The organism is Lederbergia panacisoli, assembly GCF_024626525.1.
Taxonomy (GTDB): domain Bacteria; phylum Bacillota; class Bacilli; order Bacillales; family Bacillaceae_C; genus Lederbergia; species Lederbergia panacisoli.
This window is the reverse complement of the sequence record NZ_JANJGU010000017.1, coordinates 1-18,638: the sequence shown is the minus strand read 5'-3', so window position 1 is coordinate 18,638 and position 18,638 is coordinate 1. Positions and strand designations below refer to the sequence as shown.

Annotated in this window: 17 protein-coding genes, 2 tRNA genes, 1 rRNA gene, 1 other RNA gene and 1 other annotated feature; of the genes, 2 read left to right on the top strand and 19 right to left on the bottom strand. The window is 39.7% G+C overall.

What is annotated here, in order from left to right:
- Positions 1-22: 22 nt before the first annotated feature.
- From tmk to tadA, 12 genes are all read right to left on the bottom strand, one after another.
- Positions 23-661, bottom strand: a complete 639-nt coding sequence (tmk, locus tag NQ185_RS17185) for a dTMP kinase (RefSeq protein WP_257583251.1) — start codon at positions 659-661, stop codon at positions 23-25.
- A 36-nt stretch (positions 662-697) separates the two neighbouring features.
- Entirely contained in the window at positions 698-2,119 is a 1,422-nt protein-coding gene (locus NQ185_RS17180) for an aminotransferase class I/II-fold pyridoxal phosphate-dependent enzyme (protein ID WP_257583250.1), read from the bottom strand.
- A gap of 97 nt (positions 2,120-2,216) precedes the next feature.
- The gene (locus NQ185_RS17175) at positions 2,217-2,390 is read right to left on the bottom strand and encodes a sigma factor G inhibitor Gin (protein ID WP_373370826.1); all 174 of its coding nucleotides are present in this window, start codon (positions 2,388-2,390) and stop codon (positions 2,217-2,219) included.
- 225 nt (positions 2,391-2,615) lie between these two features.
- Positions 2,616-2,689, bottom strand: a tRNA-Ile gene (locus NQ185_RS17170).
- 108 nt (positions 2,690-2,797) lie between these two features.
- Positions 2,798-3,061: a pro-sigmaK processing inhibitor BofA family protein gene (locus NQ185_RS17165; RefSeq protein ID WP_257583248.1), complete on the bottom strand. Its 264-nt coding sequence runs from the start codon at positions 3,059-3,061 to the stop codon at positions 2,798-2,800.
- Between the two features lie 76 nt (positions 3,062-3,137).
- Positions 3,138-3,353, bottom strand: coding sequence for a YaaL family protein (locus tag NQ185_RS17160; RefSeq protein WP_257583247.1), 216 nt, complete (start codon positions 3,351-3,353; stop codon positions 3,138-3,140).
- Positions 3,354-3,371: 18 nt separating this feature from the next.
- The gene (gene recR, locus NQ185_RS17155) at positions 3,372-3,968 is read right to left on the bottom strand and encodes a recombination mediator RecR (protein ID WP_257583246.1); all 597 of its coding nucleotides are present in this window, start codon (positions 3,966-3,968) and stop codon (positions 3,372-3,374) included.
- 11 nt (positions 3,969-3,979) lie between these two features.
- Complete coding sequence (locus tag NQ185_RS17150; protein ID WP_213131661.1) at positions 3,980-4,297, bottom strand: YbaB/EbfC family nucleoid-associated protein; 318 nt, start codon at positions 4,295-4,297, stop codon at positions 3,980-3,982.
- Between the two features lie 27 nt (positions 4,298-4,324).
- Positions 4,325-6,007: a DNA polymerase III subunit gamma/tau gene (gene dnaX, locus NQ185_RS17145; RefSeq protein ID WP_257583245.1), complete on the bottom strand. Its 1,683-nt coding sequence runs from the start codon at positions 6,005-6,007 to the stop codon at positions 4,325-4,327.
- 144 nt (positions 6,008-6,151) lie between these two features.
- On the bottom strand, positions 6,152-7,840 hold the full coding sequence (locus NQ185_RS17140) for a DUF2207 domain-containing protein (RefSeq protein ID WP_257583244.1): 1,689 nt from the start codon (positions 7,838-7,840) through the stop codon (positions 6,152-6,154).
- Between the two features lie 101 nt (positions 7,841-7,941).
- An RNA gene (gene ffs, locus NQ185_RS17135) (signal recognition particle sRNA large type) lies at positions 7,942-8,207 on the bottom strand.
- A 91-nt stretch (positions 8,208-8,298) separates the two neighbouring features.
- The gene (tadA, locus tag NQ185_RS17130) at positions 8,299-8,784 is read right to left on the bottom strand and encodes a tRNA adenosine(34) deaminase TadA (protein WP_257583243.1); all 486 of its coding nucleotides are present in this window, start codon (positions 8,782-8,784) and stop codon (positions 8,299-8,301) included.
- Positions 8,785-9,106: 322 nt separating this feature from the next.
- Here tadA and NQ185_RS17125 point away from each other — a divergent pair, with 322 nt between their 5' ends.
- Entirely contained in the window at positions 9,107-10,393 is a 1,287-nt protein-coding gene (locus tag NQ185_RS17125; RefSeq protein ID WP_257583242.1) for a glycoside hydrolase family 18 protein, read from the top strand.
- 66 nt (positions 10,394-10,459) lie between these two features.
- Here NQ185_RS17125 and NQ185_RS17120 read toward each other — a convergent pair.
- The 6 genes from NQ185_RS17120 to guaB all read right to left on the bottom strand — a co-directional run bounded on the left by NQ185_RS17120 (position 10,460) and on the right by guaB (position 17,011).
- Positions 10,460-10,552, bottom strand: a tRNA-Ser gene (locus NQ185_RS17120).
- An 89-nt stretch (positions 10,553-10,641) separates the two neighbouring features.
- Positions 10,642-11,916: a serine--tRNA ligase gene (serS, locus tag NQ185_RS17115; RefSeq protein WP_257583241.1), complete on the bottom strand. Its 1,275-nt coding sequence runs from the start codon at positions 11,914-11,916 to the stop codon at positions 10,642-10,644.
- Positions 11,917-11,971: 55 nt separating this feature from the next.
- Positions 11,972-12,185: a binding site (T-box leader), on the bottom strand.
- A gap of 24 nt (positions 12,186-12,209) precedes the next feature.
- Entirely contained in the window at positions 12,210-12,809 is a 600-nt protein-coding gene (gene pdxT / locus NQ185_RS17110) for a pyridoxal 5'-phosphate synthase glutaminase subunit PdxT (RefSeq protein WP_257583240.1), read from the bottom strand.
- A gap of 1 nt (position 12,810) precedes the next feature.
- The gene (gene pdxS, locus NQ185_RS17105; protein WP_257583239.1) at positions 12,811-13,692 is read right to left on the bottom strand and encodes a pyridoxal 5'-phosphate synthase lyase subunit PdxS; all 882 of its coding nucleotides are present in this window, start codon (positions 13,690-13,692) and stop codon (positions 12,811-12,813) included.
- A 159-nt stretch (positions 13,693-13,851) separates the two neighbouring features.
- Positions 13,852-15,144, bottom strand: coding sequence for a serine hydrolase (locus tag NQ185_RS17100; protein WP_257583302.1), 1,293 nt, complete (start codon positions 15,142-15,144; stop codon positions 13,852-13,854).
- 400 nt (positions 15,145-15,544) lie between these two features.
- Positions 15,545-17,011 carry an IMP dehydrogenase gene (guaB, locus tag NQ185_RS17095; protein WP_257583238.1) on the bottom strand — a complete coding sequence of 489 codons (1,467 nt, stop codon included), beginning with the start codon at positions 17,009-17,011 and terminating at the stop codon, positions 15,545-15,547.
- A 109-nt stretch (positions 17,012-17,120) separates the two neighbouring features.
- On the opposite strand from guaB, the gene NQ185_RS17090 reads away from it, so the two are divergent.
- A complete protein-coding gene (locus tag NQ185_RS17090) occupies positions 17,121-18,074 on the top strand; it encodes a YaaC family protein (RefSeq protein WP_257583237.1) in 954 nt (317 codons plus the stop codon).
- Between the two features lie 439 nt (positions 18,075-18,513).
- On the opposite strand, the gene rrf is transcribed toward NQ185_RS17090, so the two are convergent.
- Positions 18,514-18,629, bottom strand: a 5S ribosomal RNA gene (gene rrf / locus NQ185_RS17085).
- Positions 18,630-18,638 lie beyond the last annotated feature (9 nt).

The following is an 18,638-nucleotide window of genomic DNA, read 5'->3' as shown; positions in this document are numbered from 1 at the left end:
AATCGCGAATTTTCTCGCCAATTTACATATCATTTTTTGCAATTAACTCTTCTAGTAATCTTTTTGTATGCTGAAAAACCGTTTCAATTGGTTCACTAGCATCAATTTCCACGATACGATCAGGAAACATTTTTAGTAGAGTTTTATACCCTTCCCTGACACGATGGTGGAAATCTAACTTTTCCAGGTCAAGACGGTTTATCTCCCGTCCTTTATTCTGCTCAATTCTTTTTAAACCAACTTCCGGCTCAATATCAAAATAAAAAGTTTTCTCAGGCATTAAATCCTGTATCGCAAACTGATTAATTGTAAAAATCTCTTCAATTCCAAGTCCTCTTGCATAGCCTTGATACGCAAGGGAACTATCAATAAATCGATCGCACAGAACGATGGCTCCCCGTTCCAATGCCGGAACAACTTTTTCAATTAAATGTTGTCTCCGAGCCGCCGCATATAACAATGCTTCTGTACGGCTATCCATCGCTGTATGATTCGGATCTAAAATAACTTGTCTGATTTGTTCCGAAATGTGGATTCCGCCTGGTTCACGGGTTAACACAACATCAAATTTACGCTCGCCCAATTCCTTTGCCAATTTTTGAAGAATCGTTGTTTTCCCCGCTCCCTCTGGCCCTTCCATCGTAATAAATAATCCTTGCATTATTTTCCTCCGCTGATTGTGATATTAGTATACTATTCAAGTTTCATGAACATCAATAAAAACTGCCATCTTTTCTGTCTCACCTTGAAAGCGCGCGCCTCCTTGAATAAGTGCTTGTAAATGTTGTAGATGCTCTTCCGTAACTTTCTCCCCAGGTAAAAGCAATGGAATACCCGGAGGATACGGAATAATCATTTTGGCTGCAATCCTTCCAACGGAATGATTTATATATACCCACTCATATGGCATATTGAGCATTTCTTTATACGTATAGGATAATTCCATTAAGTCGACGGGATTCTTTATTTCCGTAAAGATATTGATTTCATCGGAAGTTTTTCGTGATTCCAAAGACAACAGACGAATTCTTTCGATGGCTTCTGAAAATGGAAATCTCGTATCTTGTTTTACTAAAGGGAGTATTAGCAACACTTGATAGAGGTCCGCCAGTTCAGAAAAAATACCTGCCTTTTCAAACTGAGATTGTAATTCAAAGCCAGTTAAGCTTTCGTGACGCACTATTAATTTTAGCGGATCATCCGTTGTAATGACAGCGAGCCCTGAACCCTCTTGCAATTGCTTAATAAATAAATGTCTCTCTTGGATGAAAAAAGCTATATCCTCTTTTGTAAAATTACTTAAATAATAACGCGCGTAATCAAGTGAAGCCATAATTGGATAAGAAGGGCTGCTTGACTGAAGGACATTTAAGTAAAATTCAACTTTTTGCTCAGAAATTTTTTCACTATTAATATGTAGAAATGAACCCATCGTCATCGCCGGCAATGTTTTGTGCGCGGAATGAACCACAATATCGGCGCCAAGCTCAAGCGATGATGCTGGAAACGGGTCACCAAGCTGAAAATGTGCACCGTGAGCCTCATCAACGAGTACAATCATATTATGTTCGTGTGCAATATCAATAATTTCCTTAATATGATAAGCTTGTCCATAATAATCAGGATACGTGAGTATCAATACTTTGGCGTGCGGGTACTCCCCGATGGCATGCCGGATAAGTTCTGGATTTGGTCCAGCTGGAATCGAAAGGCTTTTATTCATTTCCGGTGAAAAGAAAATGGGATTTACTTTTGCCAGCATTAGGCCATTCAATATAGATTTATGGCAGTTGCGCTGCACCAAGACAGTATCATCTTCGTGGCAAGTTGCTAAAATCATCGCTAAATTCCCCACTGTACTTCCATTTACAAGAAAATAGCTTTTTCTAGAATTATATAGCTCTGTCAACAAATGTTGAGCATCCTTAATGGCTCCCTGTGAATCGTGTAAATCATCCAGGCCCGTAAGCTCAGTGACATCAAATTGAGCAAATTCCTTAAATGGATTTTCCTCCTCTAGCAATTCACCATTCTTATGCCCAGGCACATGGAAGGAAATCGGTTTATTCGAAATATGCGTGATCAAACGATTATATAGAGGCATGTTCCTTTGATGCATGTAAAAACCTCTCTTACTTCATTTCTTTCCTTTTATTTTACTATTTAGACAGCAAAAAGCCAGGCTGTATTCTTTTTTAGCCTGGGCATTCGTAAATTTATGAAAATATCTTCGTTTCAGTAATCGCTTTTAATTGTTTAATATAATATTTATAGATCGGATCCTTCGTACTTGTGGCAATCATAGCTTTCTCACAATCTGTACAAATAAAAGATGTATAAAGATGAATACCTTGTTTCCCCGTTTCCTCACAAATTATGCATTTTTCCACAACTCCACCTCCATACATATCAGTTTGTGCATCTTCCTTTATTTGTATACACTATTTTTAAGATTTTACATATTGCGAATCCCTGCATTCTAATTGTATGCAGCGGGGACAGTTGCTGTGTTTGTACTGTATAGATAATCAAAAAAAGGACAAGAAATGGTGTTCACCAAATCATGCCCTTTATACTGAAAGCGGAACTAAGTTCCCGTTATCAATGTGGGGTGATGGGCCTGAGTGGACTCGAACCACCGACCTCACGCTTATCAGGCGTGTGCTCTAACCAGCTGAGCTACAGGCCCACATTTAAAAATTCACAAACGACTTTTATATCCTAACACGGTTATGATGTAGTGTCAATTACCCGTTTTTGCAAAAAAATAAAATCCACCTTCATTCGAAAGTGAATTTTAAATAATCCATAACTGAATCATTGCAAGTGCAGCTACTCCTGGTATTCCTAAGAACCCTGAGATCGCGGAAGTGGCAAAATTGATTGGTACAAATATCCCGAATTGATTTCCAACGGCATTCAAGAAAAATAAAAACAATGCTCCTATTACTAGTTTCATACAAGCTTGGCCGATCCACTTCAAAGCCTTGCCCGGCAAGCCAGCCATTAATAAGAAAATAATTAACACACAAATGGCAGATATGATAATAATTGACTCCAAAAACCGTCCCTCCCGAATCCATCCTTTAATTCATTGTATGAAAGGATTGTCCGAAAAGAACTTTTGTTTAACGACGTTATTTAATGATGGCGATTTTTCTTACCTTCGCTTCTTGAAACAAAAAAAAGTATTTTGCTTTTGCAAGTTGAGTAATGGCCTCTAAATCATCACTTTTCTCAAAACTCAAATTGATAAGTTGGGATTGGATCATCCAATCATTTTTAGTGGTATCCATCAGTTCAATTAGTTTCTGATCATATTCCTTACGGAGTTTTTGCTTTTTCTTAAACACTTCAAGATTCCTCCGCCTTTAAATTTCTCTTCTGCCTTCAAGTGCTTTTGATAGAGTCACTTCATCAGCATACTCCAAGTCTCCACCAACCGGGAGCCCGTGTGCAATCCTCGTTACTTTAATTCCAGATGGTTTCAAGAGACGTGAGATATACATGGCTGTCGCTTCCCCTTCAATATTCGGGTTTGTTGCCAAAATAACCTCTTGGACCGTTTCATCTTGAAGCCTTTTCAGTAAATCAGGTATGTTAATATCTTCGGGGCCAATCCCTTCCATTGGGGATATGGACCCGTGTAAAACATGGTAAAGCCCATTAAATTCCTTCATCTTTTCCATCGCAATCACGTCTTTTGGCTCCTGAACTGTACAAATAACACTGCGATCGCGACGTGGGTCTTTACAAATATAACAAGGATCCTGGTCCGTAATATGACCACAAACGGAACAATAGCCTAAGTCTCGTTTCGCATTGACAAGAGCTTTTGCAAAGTCCAGCACTGTCTCTTCCTTCATATTAAGAACAAAAAACGCCAGGCGGGCTGCTGTTTTCGGCCCGATCCCCGGCAGTTTCATAAAGCTGTCGATCAGCTTTGATATTGGTTCTGGATAATGCATCGTGAATCCTCCTAAAACCCTGGAAGGTTGATTCCCTTAGTGAATTGCCCCATTGTTTGATTAGTTAAATCTTCTGCTTGCTTTAACGCATCGTTCGTTGCAGCAAGTATTAAGTCCTGCAGCATTTCAATATCTTCAGGGTCCACAACTTCTTCCTTAATATTCACTTCAACTATTTCCTTATGGCCAGATACAACGACTGTTACCATGCCGCCGCCAGCTGTACCTTCGATTCGCTCTTCACCTAGTTTTTCTTGAGCCTCAGCCATTTTCTTTTGCATTTTTTGCATTTGTTTCATCATACCTTGCATATTTCCCATTCCTCGCATCATCTTACACTACCTCCAATTAATCATTTAGTTTTTAATTTCAACAAGGTCAGCGCCCACTAGCTTCATCGCCTCAGCTATTAGTGGATCCTCATGTTCTTCCTCATTTTGCTTTCCATCTTGCTTTTGATTTTGTAAAAAGTCCTCGCGGATTTGCATCCATTGGTCTTCCGGAACCCCGACAAACTGAAGCTTTTTCCCTGTAATTTCTTCAAGGATACTTGATGTAATATTTAAGAATGACTGGTTTTCCATCGCCATTTTACAATGTATTTCATACTTAAATTTTAATATGAATGCAGTTGCCGAAGCCGCTGCTGGTTCAGCATCATTCAATAAAGCGGATTGGGAACGCATTTGCCTACTATTTAACTGCTCCAACAATTCCCCCCAATGACTTTTGACGGAATTTAAATCTTCCCTCGTCGCGTCCGTTAAAATTTCCCTTATCATCCGCGTATTTGCTCGGAATTCTTTTGATGGACGGGCTGTTTTCTTAGGAGACTGGGAGCCTGAAGCTTCCTCAACAATTGGGCGATTTGTTTTCAATTCATTGATTTCTTTTTCAAGCGACGCTATTTTAGCATGTAGTTCTTGAACACCAACCGACTCTACCGCATTCTTTAATTCCGTTTGGCATAGCTTGACTAAGCAAACTTCCAAATAAATACGTGCATGGTTGGAAAATTTCATTTCTTGCTGAGTATGATTTAGTGTATCGATGTAGTCATATATTTGCTCCGGTAGTATTTCACTTGAGAGTTTTGTAAAATCGTCATCAAGCATGGCGCGTTCCAACGATTCCTCAAGGTTCGGAGCCGTTTTGTAAAGGAGAATATCTCGATAATACAAAATCAAATCTTCCGCAAATCGAGCCGGATCTTTTCCTTCAAGCATCAATTTTTCAAGTGTTGCTAACGCTTCTGGAATGTTTTTTTCATAAATCGATCTGCCTATTTTATTTAAATAATTATGAGAAACTGAACCTGTTACCGTTAATGCATCTTCTACAGTGACAAGATCTGTGCTAAAAGAAACAGCTTGGTCAAGTAGACTTAATGCATCACGCATTCCACCGCCAGCAGCACGTGCAATAATATGCAACGCCTTTTCATCATATTGAAGACCCGATTCCGTCGCAATATGAGCCATTCTCCCAACTATATCTTGAGCTGTTATTCGTTTAAAATCAAAGCGTTGGCATCGGGAAATGATCGTTAGCGGTATTTTATGAGGTTCTGTTGTTGCCAATATAAAAATCACGTGTTTAGGCGGTTCTTCCAATGTTTTCAAAAGGGCATTAAATGCACCAATGGAAAGCATATGCACCTCGTCAATAATATAGACCTTATATGGAACAGCGTTAGGTGCATATTTCACTTTATCGCGAATATCGCGAATTTCCTCGACCCCGTTATTAGAAGCAGCGTCAATTTCAATTACATCAGGAATGGAGCCATCCATAATCCCTAGACAAGCCGAACATTCATTGCATGGTTCTGCAATCGGCATTCTTTCACAATTGACTGCTTTAGCTAAAATCTTTGCTGCACTTGTTTTCCCTGTACCTCGAGGTCCTGAAAACAAATACGCATGGGTAGTCTTTTGTTGGAGGAGAGCATTTTGCAATGTTTTGGTGACATGTTCCTGCCCTATTACATCGACAAATGATTGTGGTCTCCATACTCTATAAAGTGCTTGGTACATCATGCCTCTCCCCTCCTTTTATTACTTCCCACTTTGTTCTCGTCCTTTTATTATACCTTATTCAGGGATGTATTTACAAAGTGAAACTAGCGTAAAAAATCTTATAATGGAAAAGTCAGATTCGAGAATAGAGATCTGACTTTGATATCAAAATGCTCCTGAACCACCACCACCACCGCCTACACCCCCACTACTTGAACCACTGCTGCTTGAATCAGCAGCTACGGATTGTTTATATTTCGCTTCAGCACGGCTAAATCCAGATGTTAAAACTGGTGCTGTGATTAAATAATACATCATCATAGAATCATCAGCTCTACCAATTTCGTTCTGCCAAGGCTCTATATTTTTTTGACTTCGCGGATTTACTTTCTTTTCAGTTCCTAACTGATACATTACAGCTCTCATTCGTGTATCTTCAGTTGTGTTTTTCCAATCTAAACTCATTATTTTATTAAGTCGATTTGAAAATAGCCACCATTCATGTCTGATTGTAAGTCCTTCCCATGAAAGTGGTTTGTAAAAAATAGCCATTCCAAGACCGAACATACATAATACGATTGAAAAGAACAATAATAGAAATAATTCATAGTTTATTAACAAAACACTAAGTGGGATCATTAAAATACTAATAAGCCCAAAAAGACCTTTCACAATTACCTTCTTTTCATACACACCAAAATCCTTTACTTCCTTTTTTACTGCTTGGTACCATTTTAGCCAGCTTCCATTGTATGTTTGAAGGTTTTTCTTATTTTTTATATATTCATCTATATCCCCGGAACGAAATACCCCATTTTCGCCAATTTCATCAAACAACCACTCTATTAGTATTTTTTCATGATTTTGCTCGCTATTTCGATTCAGAATGATAAATTCATCATCAGATACTTGTTCCACGTTCCCTTTACGAACTAGGTCCAGCAAAGCTGCCACTATTCCCGTTTGTGTTAGACCTTTCGTATGCATGATGGTAGCTGCCATGCTCATTTTCTGGGACGGAACAAGCAATTTTAGCTTCTCTATTTCTTGAATAACCAATGCCCGTTTGCGTTTTGCACTTAAATATTCAATCGCAGATATTCCGATTAATAGTATTAAGGTAATGATAATGGCGTATATGCCAAAAATGGACATGTTTTTTTGATTCTCAGCGAATTGCTCCGCTTTTATCTCTAAGCTCTCCTTTTCCTTTACAAGTTGATCTTTTATTTTTGTATTAGACGTCGTTGTCATCCCAGGAAAAAGTGAGGAATCGTAAGCGACTCTTATATCTCCATTTTCACCATCCAAAACCTTGCCAAGATTGAATTGTACAATACCATTTTGATTAATCTGTTCAGAACGAAATGACCGATCATAACCGAATGCTATCACATCATCTGTTTGTTTTGGCGGGTGGATAATGATTGTCATCTCTCCATAAGGTGACTCATTTCTTTGATCAAAAAATGGCCAATAAAACTCTGTCATATCTGTATATTTACTTACGCCATTTTTAATCTTATATTGAAGTTCAACATTAATTTCTTCATTTTTGCCTTTTCGGTGCACCTTATATAAATGTCCCTTTTTCTCCACTTTTAGTGTTTTTCCATCTTCATTCGCTAGGAAATTAGTTATTTCAGCACCTTTTTTCGGGATTATTTCCCGGGTAATGCCATTAAATTTACTTTCGAATGAATAGGTATGGACTTCTTTAACATCTACATCTCCATTTTCTAACATGTAGGCATCAATTTTCACATTAGTAATTGAAAAATCTACCGCAAATACTTGCACAGGTATCATCAATATAAAAAAGATAACGAAAGCAACTATGAAGCTTCTTTTCATGTAATCACCTCTACTTAGCAATACGAATGAAAATATAAAAGGATTCAACAATAAAAAACCCATCCACAAAGTGAATGGGTTTTTGTATACCATTTAAACTGCCGCACACCTTCCTCTGACTGTGCACCATAAGCGTTACTCAAGCAGTTAGCTCAATCCAGGCTGCCCTGCGGCACATGAGAGATTCCACTTAATGCTGCTTCCTTCCGGACCTGACATGGTTCATGGATTCCCATTGCGCAGGACCCAGATGTCAACACCACTTACTTGAGGCAGACCCTACAGTACAACAGCCTCGGGAAGGAATTCAACCCCGCTGGAGCGGATTGCGGGTTACAGGGCTCCGCTACTTCCCCATCTAGCACGGCAAAATTGATACCAATATTCATTAGCGAAACTAGTTCCGCGTATCAATTAGTATACTATCTTTTAGCTAAAAAATCAATGTCTCTACGCAGTTACTGCTTGCTTTCTTTTTCCAGTTTCTTTTTTTCTCTTAAGTTCCGAAAAAAATCACTTAATAGCTTCCCACATTCATCCTTCAGTACACCTTCCACAACCTCGCTTTGATGATTAAATCGTTCGTCTTGTAGTAGGTTCATCAATGTTCCCGCACATCCCGCTTTTGGATCGGCTGCCCCGTAAACGACTTTTTTTATTCTTGATAAAATTATCGCACCGCTGCACATCGGACATGGTTCTAGAGTCACATAAATTTTTGCGTTTTCCAATCGCCATGTTCCGAGTTTTTTACAAGCCTCTTCAATCGCTAAAATTTCGGCGTGTGCGGTAGCATTTTGCTCTGTTTCCCGCAGATTATGGGCAGCTGCAATAATCTCCCCATCTAACACAATAACCGCTCCAATCGGTACTTCATTGCAGCCTCTAGCCTTTTCTGCTTCCATAATCGCCGCTCGCATATAGTGTTCATCAGTTTGTTCCATTGAATTTCTCCCCGTTCATGAATATCTTTTATTTTACATGTAAATCATGTCTATTCCCAATTTTCACCTCATAAAATGGTTACAACCATCTCTTTGGTTCTATTGAAAATATAAAATTTACAATGCCTTCCATTTTATATTTAGGTTGTAATGTCCAGCTTCAGCGCCTATCGACTAGCAAACTTCTTGTCCTTTTCGCTTGCGTAGTCAACATCGACTCGTTCCTCGTCGTGTTTCCTTTATCGCAAGTCAAAGGCCCTGAAGTTTGTACGTCGATGAGCTAGGCGCTTACGCTTTTCTAAGTTTAAGGAGGTTGAAATATATGCAAATTCATATTGTCGAGCCTAATCAGACATTAACGTCAATTGCTGCGAGGTATAGCATACCACCCAATACCATTTCAGAAGCAAATGATCTTCCCAATCCCGATCAATTAGTTGTTGGCCAGGCAATAGTCATTCCAATCGTAGGAAGTTTTTATTGGGTGCAAAGCGGGGACAGCCTTTGGTCAATTGGACATAAATTTGGAATTCCCTATCAGGAGCTTGCCCGTATCAATGGAATTCCCGTTAATCATCCGATTCATGTTGGCTTACGTCTTTATATTCCTGAAAGACCAAAGTCAAATCGAGAATTTAACGCCTATGTTGAACCATTTGGGGGCACCGTCTCCGCGGCTCTCGAAACAAGTGCAAGACAAGCGGCACCCTATTTAACGTATTTATCACCGTTCGGATATTTAGCAAAAAGCGACGGGTCATTGACCGCTCCTCCACTTAATAATTTTCCAGCTATTGCTCGTGCGAATCGTGACACATTAGTAATGGTGATTGCCAATCAGGAAGCTGGACAATTCAGCTCAGAATTAGGTCACGTTTTACTGACAAATCAACAGGTTCAAAACACATTTTTAAATAATATCGTTAAAGAAGCAAAACGGGTTGGCTTTGGTGACGTCCACTTTGATTTGGAACGACTTTTTCCAAGGGATCGTGAACCGTATAATCGCTTTTTGCGAACCGCTAGGGACCGATTGCATAACGAAGGTTTAATGATTTCTACTGCACTTGCGCCTAAAACAAGCTCCACTCAAAAAGGCGAATGGTATGAAGGCCACGATTACAAAGCTCATGGTGAGATTGTTGATTATGTTGTCATCATGACATATGAGTGGGGCTATAGCGGAGGGCCGGCAATGGCAGTTTCACCCATTGGACCTGTTCGCGACGTATTGAGGTATGCCTTAACGGAAATACCTGCAAATAAAATAATGATGGGTCAAAATTTATATGGGTACGATTGGACACTCCCATTTGTGAAGGGAACGACCGCCAAAGCAGTCAGTCCGCAACGTGCGATAGAAATCGCCGCCGCCAATAATGTATCCATCCAATATGACCAAAAAGCACAGGCGCCATTTTTTACGTATACAGCGCAAGATGGGAAAAAGCATGAAGTATGGTTCGAAGATGCAAGATCTATACAAGCTAAATTTGACCTCGTTAAGGAATTAAAACTTCGGGGAGTCAGCTACTGGAAGCTTGGATTATCATTTCCACAAAATTGGCTCTTAATAACAGATAATTTTCATGTGGTAAAGAAGAAGTAATATAAAAACCCGCTGCGTACTCGCAAGCGGGTTTTCTATCTCCAAAGTTATGCTATGTTAATGTTATGGCGGAGGAAGAGGGATTCGAACCCCCGCGCGGTTTAACCCGCCTGTCGGTTTTCAAGACCGATCCCTTCAGCCAGACTTGGGTATTCCTCCATGGCAACAAAAATTATTTTAACAGTGCCAAGTTTTAAAGTCAACAAAAAAATAAAAAACCCTGTGATTTTCTTCACAGGGCTCACTTTTTAACCAATAACTTCTTTATTTCTCATATATGGACGAAGCACTTCAGGAATGATGACTGTTCCATCCGCTTGTTGGAAGTTCTCTAAAATTGCCGCTACGGTTCTTCCAATCGCCAATCCAGAACCATTTAATGTGTGGACATGCTGCGGCTTCGCATTTAGTTCAGGACGGTAGCGAATATTTGCACGTCTTGCTTGAAATGCTTCAAAGTTTGAGCAAGAAGAAATTTCGCGGTATGTTTCTTGGCTCGGAATCCATACTTCCAAATCATATTTTTTGGCTGCAGTAAAACCAAGATCTGCCGTACACATGCTCAAAACTCTGTATGGCAGCTTAAGAAGCTGCAACACTTTTTCCGCGTGGCTCGTCAATTTCTCAAGCTCTGCATAAGATTCCACAGGTTTTACAAACTTCACCAATTCCACTTTATTAAATTGGTGCTGACGTATGAGACCGCGAGTATCCCGACCAGCTGAACCCGCTTCAGAACGGAAACAAGCGCTATATGCAGCATAGTTTATTGGAAGCCGATCGCCGTCAATAATTTCATCACGATAATAATTTGTTACAGGCACTTCCGCTGTTGGAATTAAGAAATAATCTTCTTCCCCAACTAGGAAAGAATCTTCCTCAAATTTTGGAAGTTGCCCAGTCCCTGTCAAACTTGCACGATTCACGAGATAAGGAGGCATGATTTCCTCATAACCGTGTTCTTCTACATGAAGATCCAACATGAAACTCATGAGTGCCCTCTCTAAGCGCGCTCCTAATCCTTTATAAAAAACAAACCGGCTGCCTGCTACTTTCGCTGCTCGTTCAAAATCTAAAATTTCAAGATCACCAGCAATTTCCCAATGCGGCTTTGGTTCAAAATCAAACTCCCGAACATCACCCCATTTACGGATTTCCACATTATCATCTTCAGTTTCACCAACGGGTACACTTTCATGTGGAATGTTCGGGATCGATAACATTAAATGATCCAACTCTTCTTCCACTTCTCGAATTGTCGTATCAAGCTCTTTTATTTCTTCTCCAACTGCACGCATTTCGGCAATTAATTCATCGGCATTTTGCTTTTCTTTTTTCATTTTAGCAATTTGTTGAGAAACTTCGTTGCGCTTGCTTTTCAACTGTTCGACTTTTACAATCGATTCACGTCGTTTATGGTCCAAAGTCTCAAATTTGTCCAGGTCGCTTAAATCTTCGCCCCGGTGCTGCAACTTTGCTTTAATTTCTTCTAAATTGCCACGCAACAATTTAATATCAAGCATTTTTTCATTCCTCCTAAAAATTTTTCCTAAAAAACCAAAAAACTCCCGTCCCCTAAAAAGGGACGAGAGTTACCCGCGTTGCCACCCAAATTGAAAGCTTTCGCCTTCCACTTAATAGATAACGGCTCTGAACCGAAAATGCTTACAGGCTTATAGCGTTCAGCATTTTACTCGAGGATGGATTCACAGTATGCGCCGCCGATTCACACCAACCATCGGCTCTCTTTTTGACTACATAGCTTGCTACTATTTCCTCTCATTGCATTACTCATGATAAATTTCTTCATAATATACTATATCGAAACGTCGATTGCAACCCTTTTTGCGTTTTTACACATATCAATAAAATACTGCGTAAAACGTGTATCATCCGTTAATTCTGGATGGAATGAACAGCCAAGGAACTGACCTTCTTTTGCTGCAACAATTCTTCCATTATATTTCGCAAGAACCTCAACGTTTTCTCCAGCTTCAACGATATGCGGTGCTCTAATAAAAACAGCTGCCATAGAGTCCGCTACTCCCGCTATGGCAATATCTGCCTCAAAGCTATCTCGCTGGCGCCCGAAAGAATTCCGTTCAACCGTAATATCCATCAGACCTAAATGCACTTCCTCGGTTTCACCAATCCGCTTCGCAAGAAGGATTAGCCCAGCACATGTACCAAACATCGGCTTTCCACTTGCAGCAAATTCCTTCAATGGTTCAATAAAATGATATTGATCCAGCAATCTACGCATCGTCGTGCTTTCGCCGCCGGGAAGGATTAATCCGTCCAGCTCAGTCAACTGTTCAACCGTTTTTACTACAACTGCATTCGCTCCGCATTGCTCTACGGCGTTTACATGTTCACGAACCGCTCCCTGCAATCCGAGTATGCCGACCGTGATCATATTACCACCCGCGCTCTTGCATACGATTTTCTTTTGTAAGTGTAGAAATTTCAATACCTTTCATCGCAGTCCCTAGACCCTTTGAAAGTTCAGCAATCAATTCATAATCTTGATAATGAGTTGTTGCTTCGACAATCGCACGCGCAAATTTTGCAGGGTTTTCAGATTTAAAAATTCCTGATCCTACAAAAACACCGTCAGCTCCAAGCTGCATCATTAAAGCAGCATCCGCCGGCGTAGCTACACCACCCGCTGCAAAATTTACAACTGGCAAGCGGCCAAGACGTTTGATTTCTAGTAATAGCTCATAAGGAGCTCCAAGAAGCTTTGCTTCCGTCATCAATTCGTCTTCATTCATATTAACGACTTTACGTACTTGCGCATTGACCTTACGGATATGGCGCACCGCTTCAACGATATTGCCTGTCCCAGGTTCACCCTTCGTTCTAAGCATTGAAGCTCCTTCACCGATACGGCGAGCTGCTTCACCCAAATCACGGCATCCGCACACAAATGGGACAGTGTAATCTTTTTTATTTAAATGAAATTCTTCATCCGCAGGAGTTAAAACTTCACTTTCATCAATATAATCGACACCCATTGCTTCCAAGACGCGAGCTTCCACAATATGTCCAATTCGCGCTTTTGCCATAACTGGAATAGAAACTGCCTTCATTACTTCTTCAACGATAGTTGGATCAGCCATTCTAGCTACTCCACCCGCTGCTCTAATATCAGATGGAACCCGCTCAAGCGCCATAACCGCTACCGCTCCAGCTTCCTCCGCCAACTTCGCCTGTTCCGCATTAACTACATCCATGATGACGCCGCCCTTTTGCATTTCTGCCATGCCGCGTTTCACCCGATCTGTTCCAGTTTTCATTCCCAGTCGCCCCTTTTTCATGAAAAAATTCTAATCTCATTAATACTATCGGAATAATTTTAGTTAACTACAAAAACACATACGTGTCAACAGTGCCAGGCACTCAAACAACTTCGACACAATTCAGAATTGTTCCAGAGTTGTTCAGGTGCCTGGCACTCAGAACCAGCCTTTTACCGTCTTCGTTACACTTGTCCAAATATCAGAGAAAAATCCACCAATTCCGCGCATCATTAATACGAACCAATTTGCTTTTTCGACTTTTTCTTGGGTGACGACTTTGATTTTTGGTGCAAAGTCTTTTGAAAGGTAGCCGTAATCATTTTCTCCACTGTAAACAAGGCTTAGTGTACCTACTTCTTCATTTTTCTTGATTGGAGCTGTTAATTGCTTTTCTTTATTTAGTTTCTTTTTATCAACCTTAAAGGTTGGTTTATATAACTTTTCTTCGCCATTTTTTACTACTACTTTTACAGGCTTATCCGTATAAATTTTAACGGACTTTTCTTTCCCTTTTGTAACAGGCAATGACTTATCGCTTTTAATGACATAATTTTTCGGATATAGTTCCTTAATTGAAAAGTTCGTAAAAGCATATTCCATCATTTTTTTAGATTCATCGAAGCGTGATTTATAATCACCTTGTCCTTGCGCATTTTTCGCGTTCATGACAACAGTGATAACCCTTAAATCATTCCGTATCGCAGTACCTGTAAAGCAATATCCTGCAAAATCAGTCGTCCCTGTTTTCAGTCCATCTACTCCATCATATTCGTATACCAATCCAGGAAGCATCCAGTTCCAGTTTTTCATTTCGCCAGGCATTGTACGGAATTCTTTTTTTGTGATACTTGTCGTTTCTAATACTTCTGGATAATCTCTTAATAAATATGCAGCTAATTGTGCAGTAGACCTAGCTGACATCACATTTTCATCCTCTGCACCAGTTCCTTCAGGATGCATACCTTTTAAATCACGATTATTTAATCCAGTAGAGTTTACAAATTTATAATTTTTCAATCCAAGTTCTTTTGCTTTTTTATTCATCATTTTAACGAATTTTGATTCTGAACCGGCAATCGCTTCGGCAATGGAAATCGTTGCACCGTTTGCAGAATAAATCGCCATCGCTTCATACAATTCACGAATCGTAAATTTTTTCCCTTTTTCAAGCGGGACATTTGATAGATTTGTATCTACTGAAACTTTATTTACATAATCACTAATCGTTTGCTCTTGATCCCATTTGATTTTTCCTTCGTGGATCGCTTCAAACATAACATACTCAGTCATCATTTTCGTCATAGATGCAATACCTAGAGCGGTATCTTCATTTTTAGCATATAGGACTTTGCCTGTACTCGCTTCTATGAGGATAGCAGCATCTGCATGTATATTTAAAGTATCTTGTGCAAAAGCGCGATTTGGTAACTGTATCGAACTCAAAAGCATTAATATGGCCAAGGATAAAGCAACAAAAACTTTGTACGATCTTTTTTTCACAAGTTAGCCCTCCAACGTAATATGTACACCTTTGTCATTTTAACATAGAAAATGGTGTTTTTGTAGATTACAAAGGTATTTCATCTCTAACAAAAAAATGGCAGAAACTCATGAGCATGGAAGCACATGGTCCCACCATTAAAGAAAAGCGAAAGCGCCTGTTCATCGACGTACAAACTTCAGGGCCATCGACTGAGATAAAGGAAACACGATGAATCCGATAGGACGAATCTGGCTTCCTTATCGTAGGAAGAAGGACAGGAAGTTTGCTAGTCGATAGGCGCTGTAGCTAGACAAAAAAAAGCGAAAGCGCCTTTGACACTAAAATATGAAATCTTTTCGAACACTATTATGAAATAGAATAGTTTGGAGCTTCTTTCGTAATTTGCACATCATGAGGATGGCTTTCTCTTAAACCGGCACCTGTCATTTTAATAAATTGGGCATGCTCGCGGAGGTCCTGTAAATCCGCTGCGCCGCAATAGCCCATTCCTGAACGCAGACCGCCAGTTAATTGATATAGTGTATCAGCAAGAGGTCCTTTGTACGGCAGACGGCCTTCGATGCCCTCAGGTACAAATTTTTTCGCATCTTCTTGGAAATAACGATCCTTTGAGCCTTTTTCCATTGCTGCCTCCGAGCCCATTCCTCGGTATACTTTAAAACGGCGTCCTTGGAAAATTTCTGTTTCCCCAGGACTTTCAGACGTTCCTGCAAGCATGCTTCCAAGCATGACAGCATGTCCACCTGAAGCCAGTGCTTTGACGATATCCCCTGAATATTTAATTCCACCGTCCGCTATAATTGCTTTCCCGCGTTTTCTAGCTTCTGTCGCACAATCATAAACAGCTGTAATTTGCGGAACACCTACTCCTGCTACGACACGTGTTGTACATATAGAACCCGGCCCTATTCCTACTTTTACAACATCCGCTCCTGCTTCAAATAGCTCTGCAGTCGCCGCAGCTGTTGCTACATTTCCCGCAATAATGTTTAAATTAGGGAATTGATCACGAATTTCTTTTACAGTCGATATAACGCCTGCTGAATGTCCGTGGGCTGTATCAACGACAATGACATCGACATGGGATTTCACGAGCATTTCCACTCGTTTCATTGTATCCTTTGTAACGCCAACAGCAGCTCCCACTAATAATCGACCTTTATCGTCTTTGGCAGAGTTAGGGAACTCAATCACTTTTTCAATATCTTTAATCGTAATTAATCCTTGCAGCACACCTTTTTCATCAATAAGAGGTAATTTTTCAATACGATGTTGCTGTAAAATGCTCTCTGCTTCTGCAAGGGATGTTCCAACTGGGGCAGTTACAAGGTTTTCTTTCGTCATAACGTCTGTAATCAATAGAGAATAGTCTTGGATAAAACGCATATCGCGATTTGTAATGATCCCTACTAAAATTCGATCCTCTTCATTATTTACAATAGGAACACCCGAAATCCGATATTTACCCATTAAATGCTCGGCATCGTACACTTTATGTTCAGGAGTTAAAAAGAAAGGATCCGTAATAACACCGCTCTCAGAACGTTTTACCTTATCCACTTGTTCAGCCTGCTGCTCGATGCTCATATTTTTGTGAATAATTCCAAGACCGCCTTGACGTGCCATTGAGATCGCCATGGCAGATTCAGTAACGGTATCCATTCCCGCACTAATGATGGGAATATTCAACTTCAACGTTTTAGTCAGCTCCACCTTCATACTTACGTCTTTAGGTAAAACTTCCGATTTTGCCGGAATTAATAATACATCATCAAATGTTAAACCTTCTTTAGCGAACTTTGATTCCCACATTTTTTCGTCCCCCTGCCCAAAATATTATTAGTAGGTTATCAATTGGTTAAAATACTGTCAAGGATATGTCTTGATGTTCTATTTTTCAAACAATTTGGAGGTTTTAAGCTTGTATATAGAGGACGATATATGGAAACGCTTTACTGTTTTCCAATCTGCTGAAACGACACAACACTATTTAAAAAAGTGTTATTCCGGAATAATAAATAATGAAGTCGATACAAAAAGTTACGATAATTGCTTTGCATTTATGTACTACCTTGAACAAGGTGAAGTATTTTATAGACAAGCATCTTTATCTCCATTATCAATTAGACCTATTTTGTTATTTTATGGTCTTATTCACTTAATTAAAGCCTGTCTTCTAACGGTTGATCCATTTTATCCAAGTTCCACATCCGTATTAGCACATGGAGTAACAACGAGGAAACGAAAAAAACGACATTATAAATTTTTACATGATGAAATTAAAGTGCAAAAAAACGGCCTATGTACCTTTTTTTCGGAACAACTGTTCCACGTGAAACACTTAGAAGGAGAAAAATTTCACATGGTTGACCTTCTAACGCTAATTGTTGAGTTAGAAGATGTAATGCTGCCTATTTTGGGGCGATCTAATATGATTTCCCTTGAACGAATTGATGAGAAAAAGTGGGTAATTCCAAAAAAAATCTATGAATCCTACTATATGGATAGAATAAGACTTAAAGAATATTTGAATGGTAAATATGTTGAGGAGATCCTATGGGACGATGAAAAACTAGAGTTACCTGCTTTTAAAAAACAAAAAATCATTTCTCCTCCTTTTCGCTATCATATTTTCAACCAAAACCTTTATCTCCCTGCAGAAAAACACTCTAATATGGGGCTGCCAGATATGATCGTCCATTACTTATTACTCTATAATTTAAGCATGATTTCACGCTATGAAACAGAATGGTGGATTGATTTAATAAAAACAACTCCAAATTCTGATTATCCTTTTATAAAATCATTTCTTGAAATCACGGAAAAAAAAGGACCATTTCTGGTTGAGGAGTATTTAAGTAAGAAGCTTTTGTAAAGGGTTGGTGGGGTGGGTTCGGTAAAGTTTAAGAAAAGATATTCTGAGCAATATCCATATCTCGTCATGAACTATAGTTATTTCGTGCTGGAATCCTAACCTTTTTTATTTTCCTAGCGAATCACACCCTATATCAGAGGTACTATTATCTTAATGGTCCTATTGAGGTAGTTCCTTTGCATTTTCAGGGGCACTTACTACCTCAATAACCCGATTGAGGTAGTTCCTCTGCTTTTTAAAGGGTACTTACTACCTCAATAGCTCGATTGAGGTAGTTTATCTGCTTTTTCAGGGGTACATACTGTCTCAATAGCCCGATTGAGGTAGTTCCTCCGCTTTTTCAGGAGTACTTACTACCTTAACATGGTGTATGTTTCTTTTTATTGCCTTCGGCATTGAACAAAAAAAAGACACTCTCATTTGAGAATGCCTTTTGATTGCCTGGCAACGTCCTGCTCTTGCAAGGGGAGTCCCCTTACTACCATCGGCGCTGAAGAGCTTAACTTCCGTGTTCGGGATGGGAACGGGTGTGACCTCTTCGCCATCGTCACCAGACATGTATAG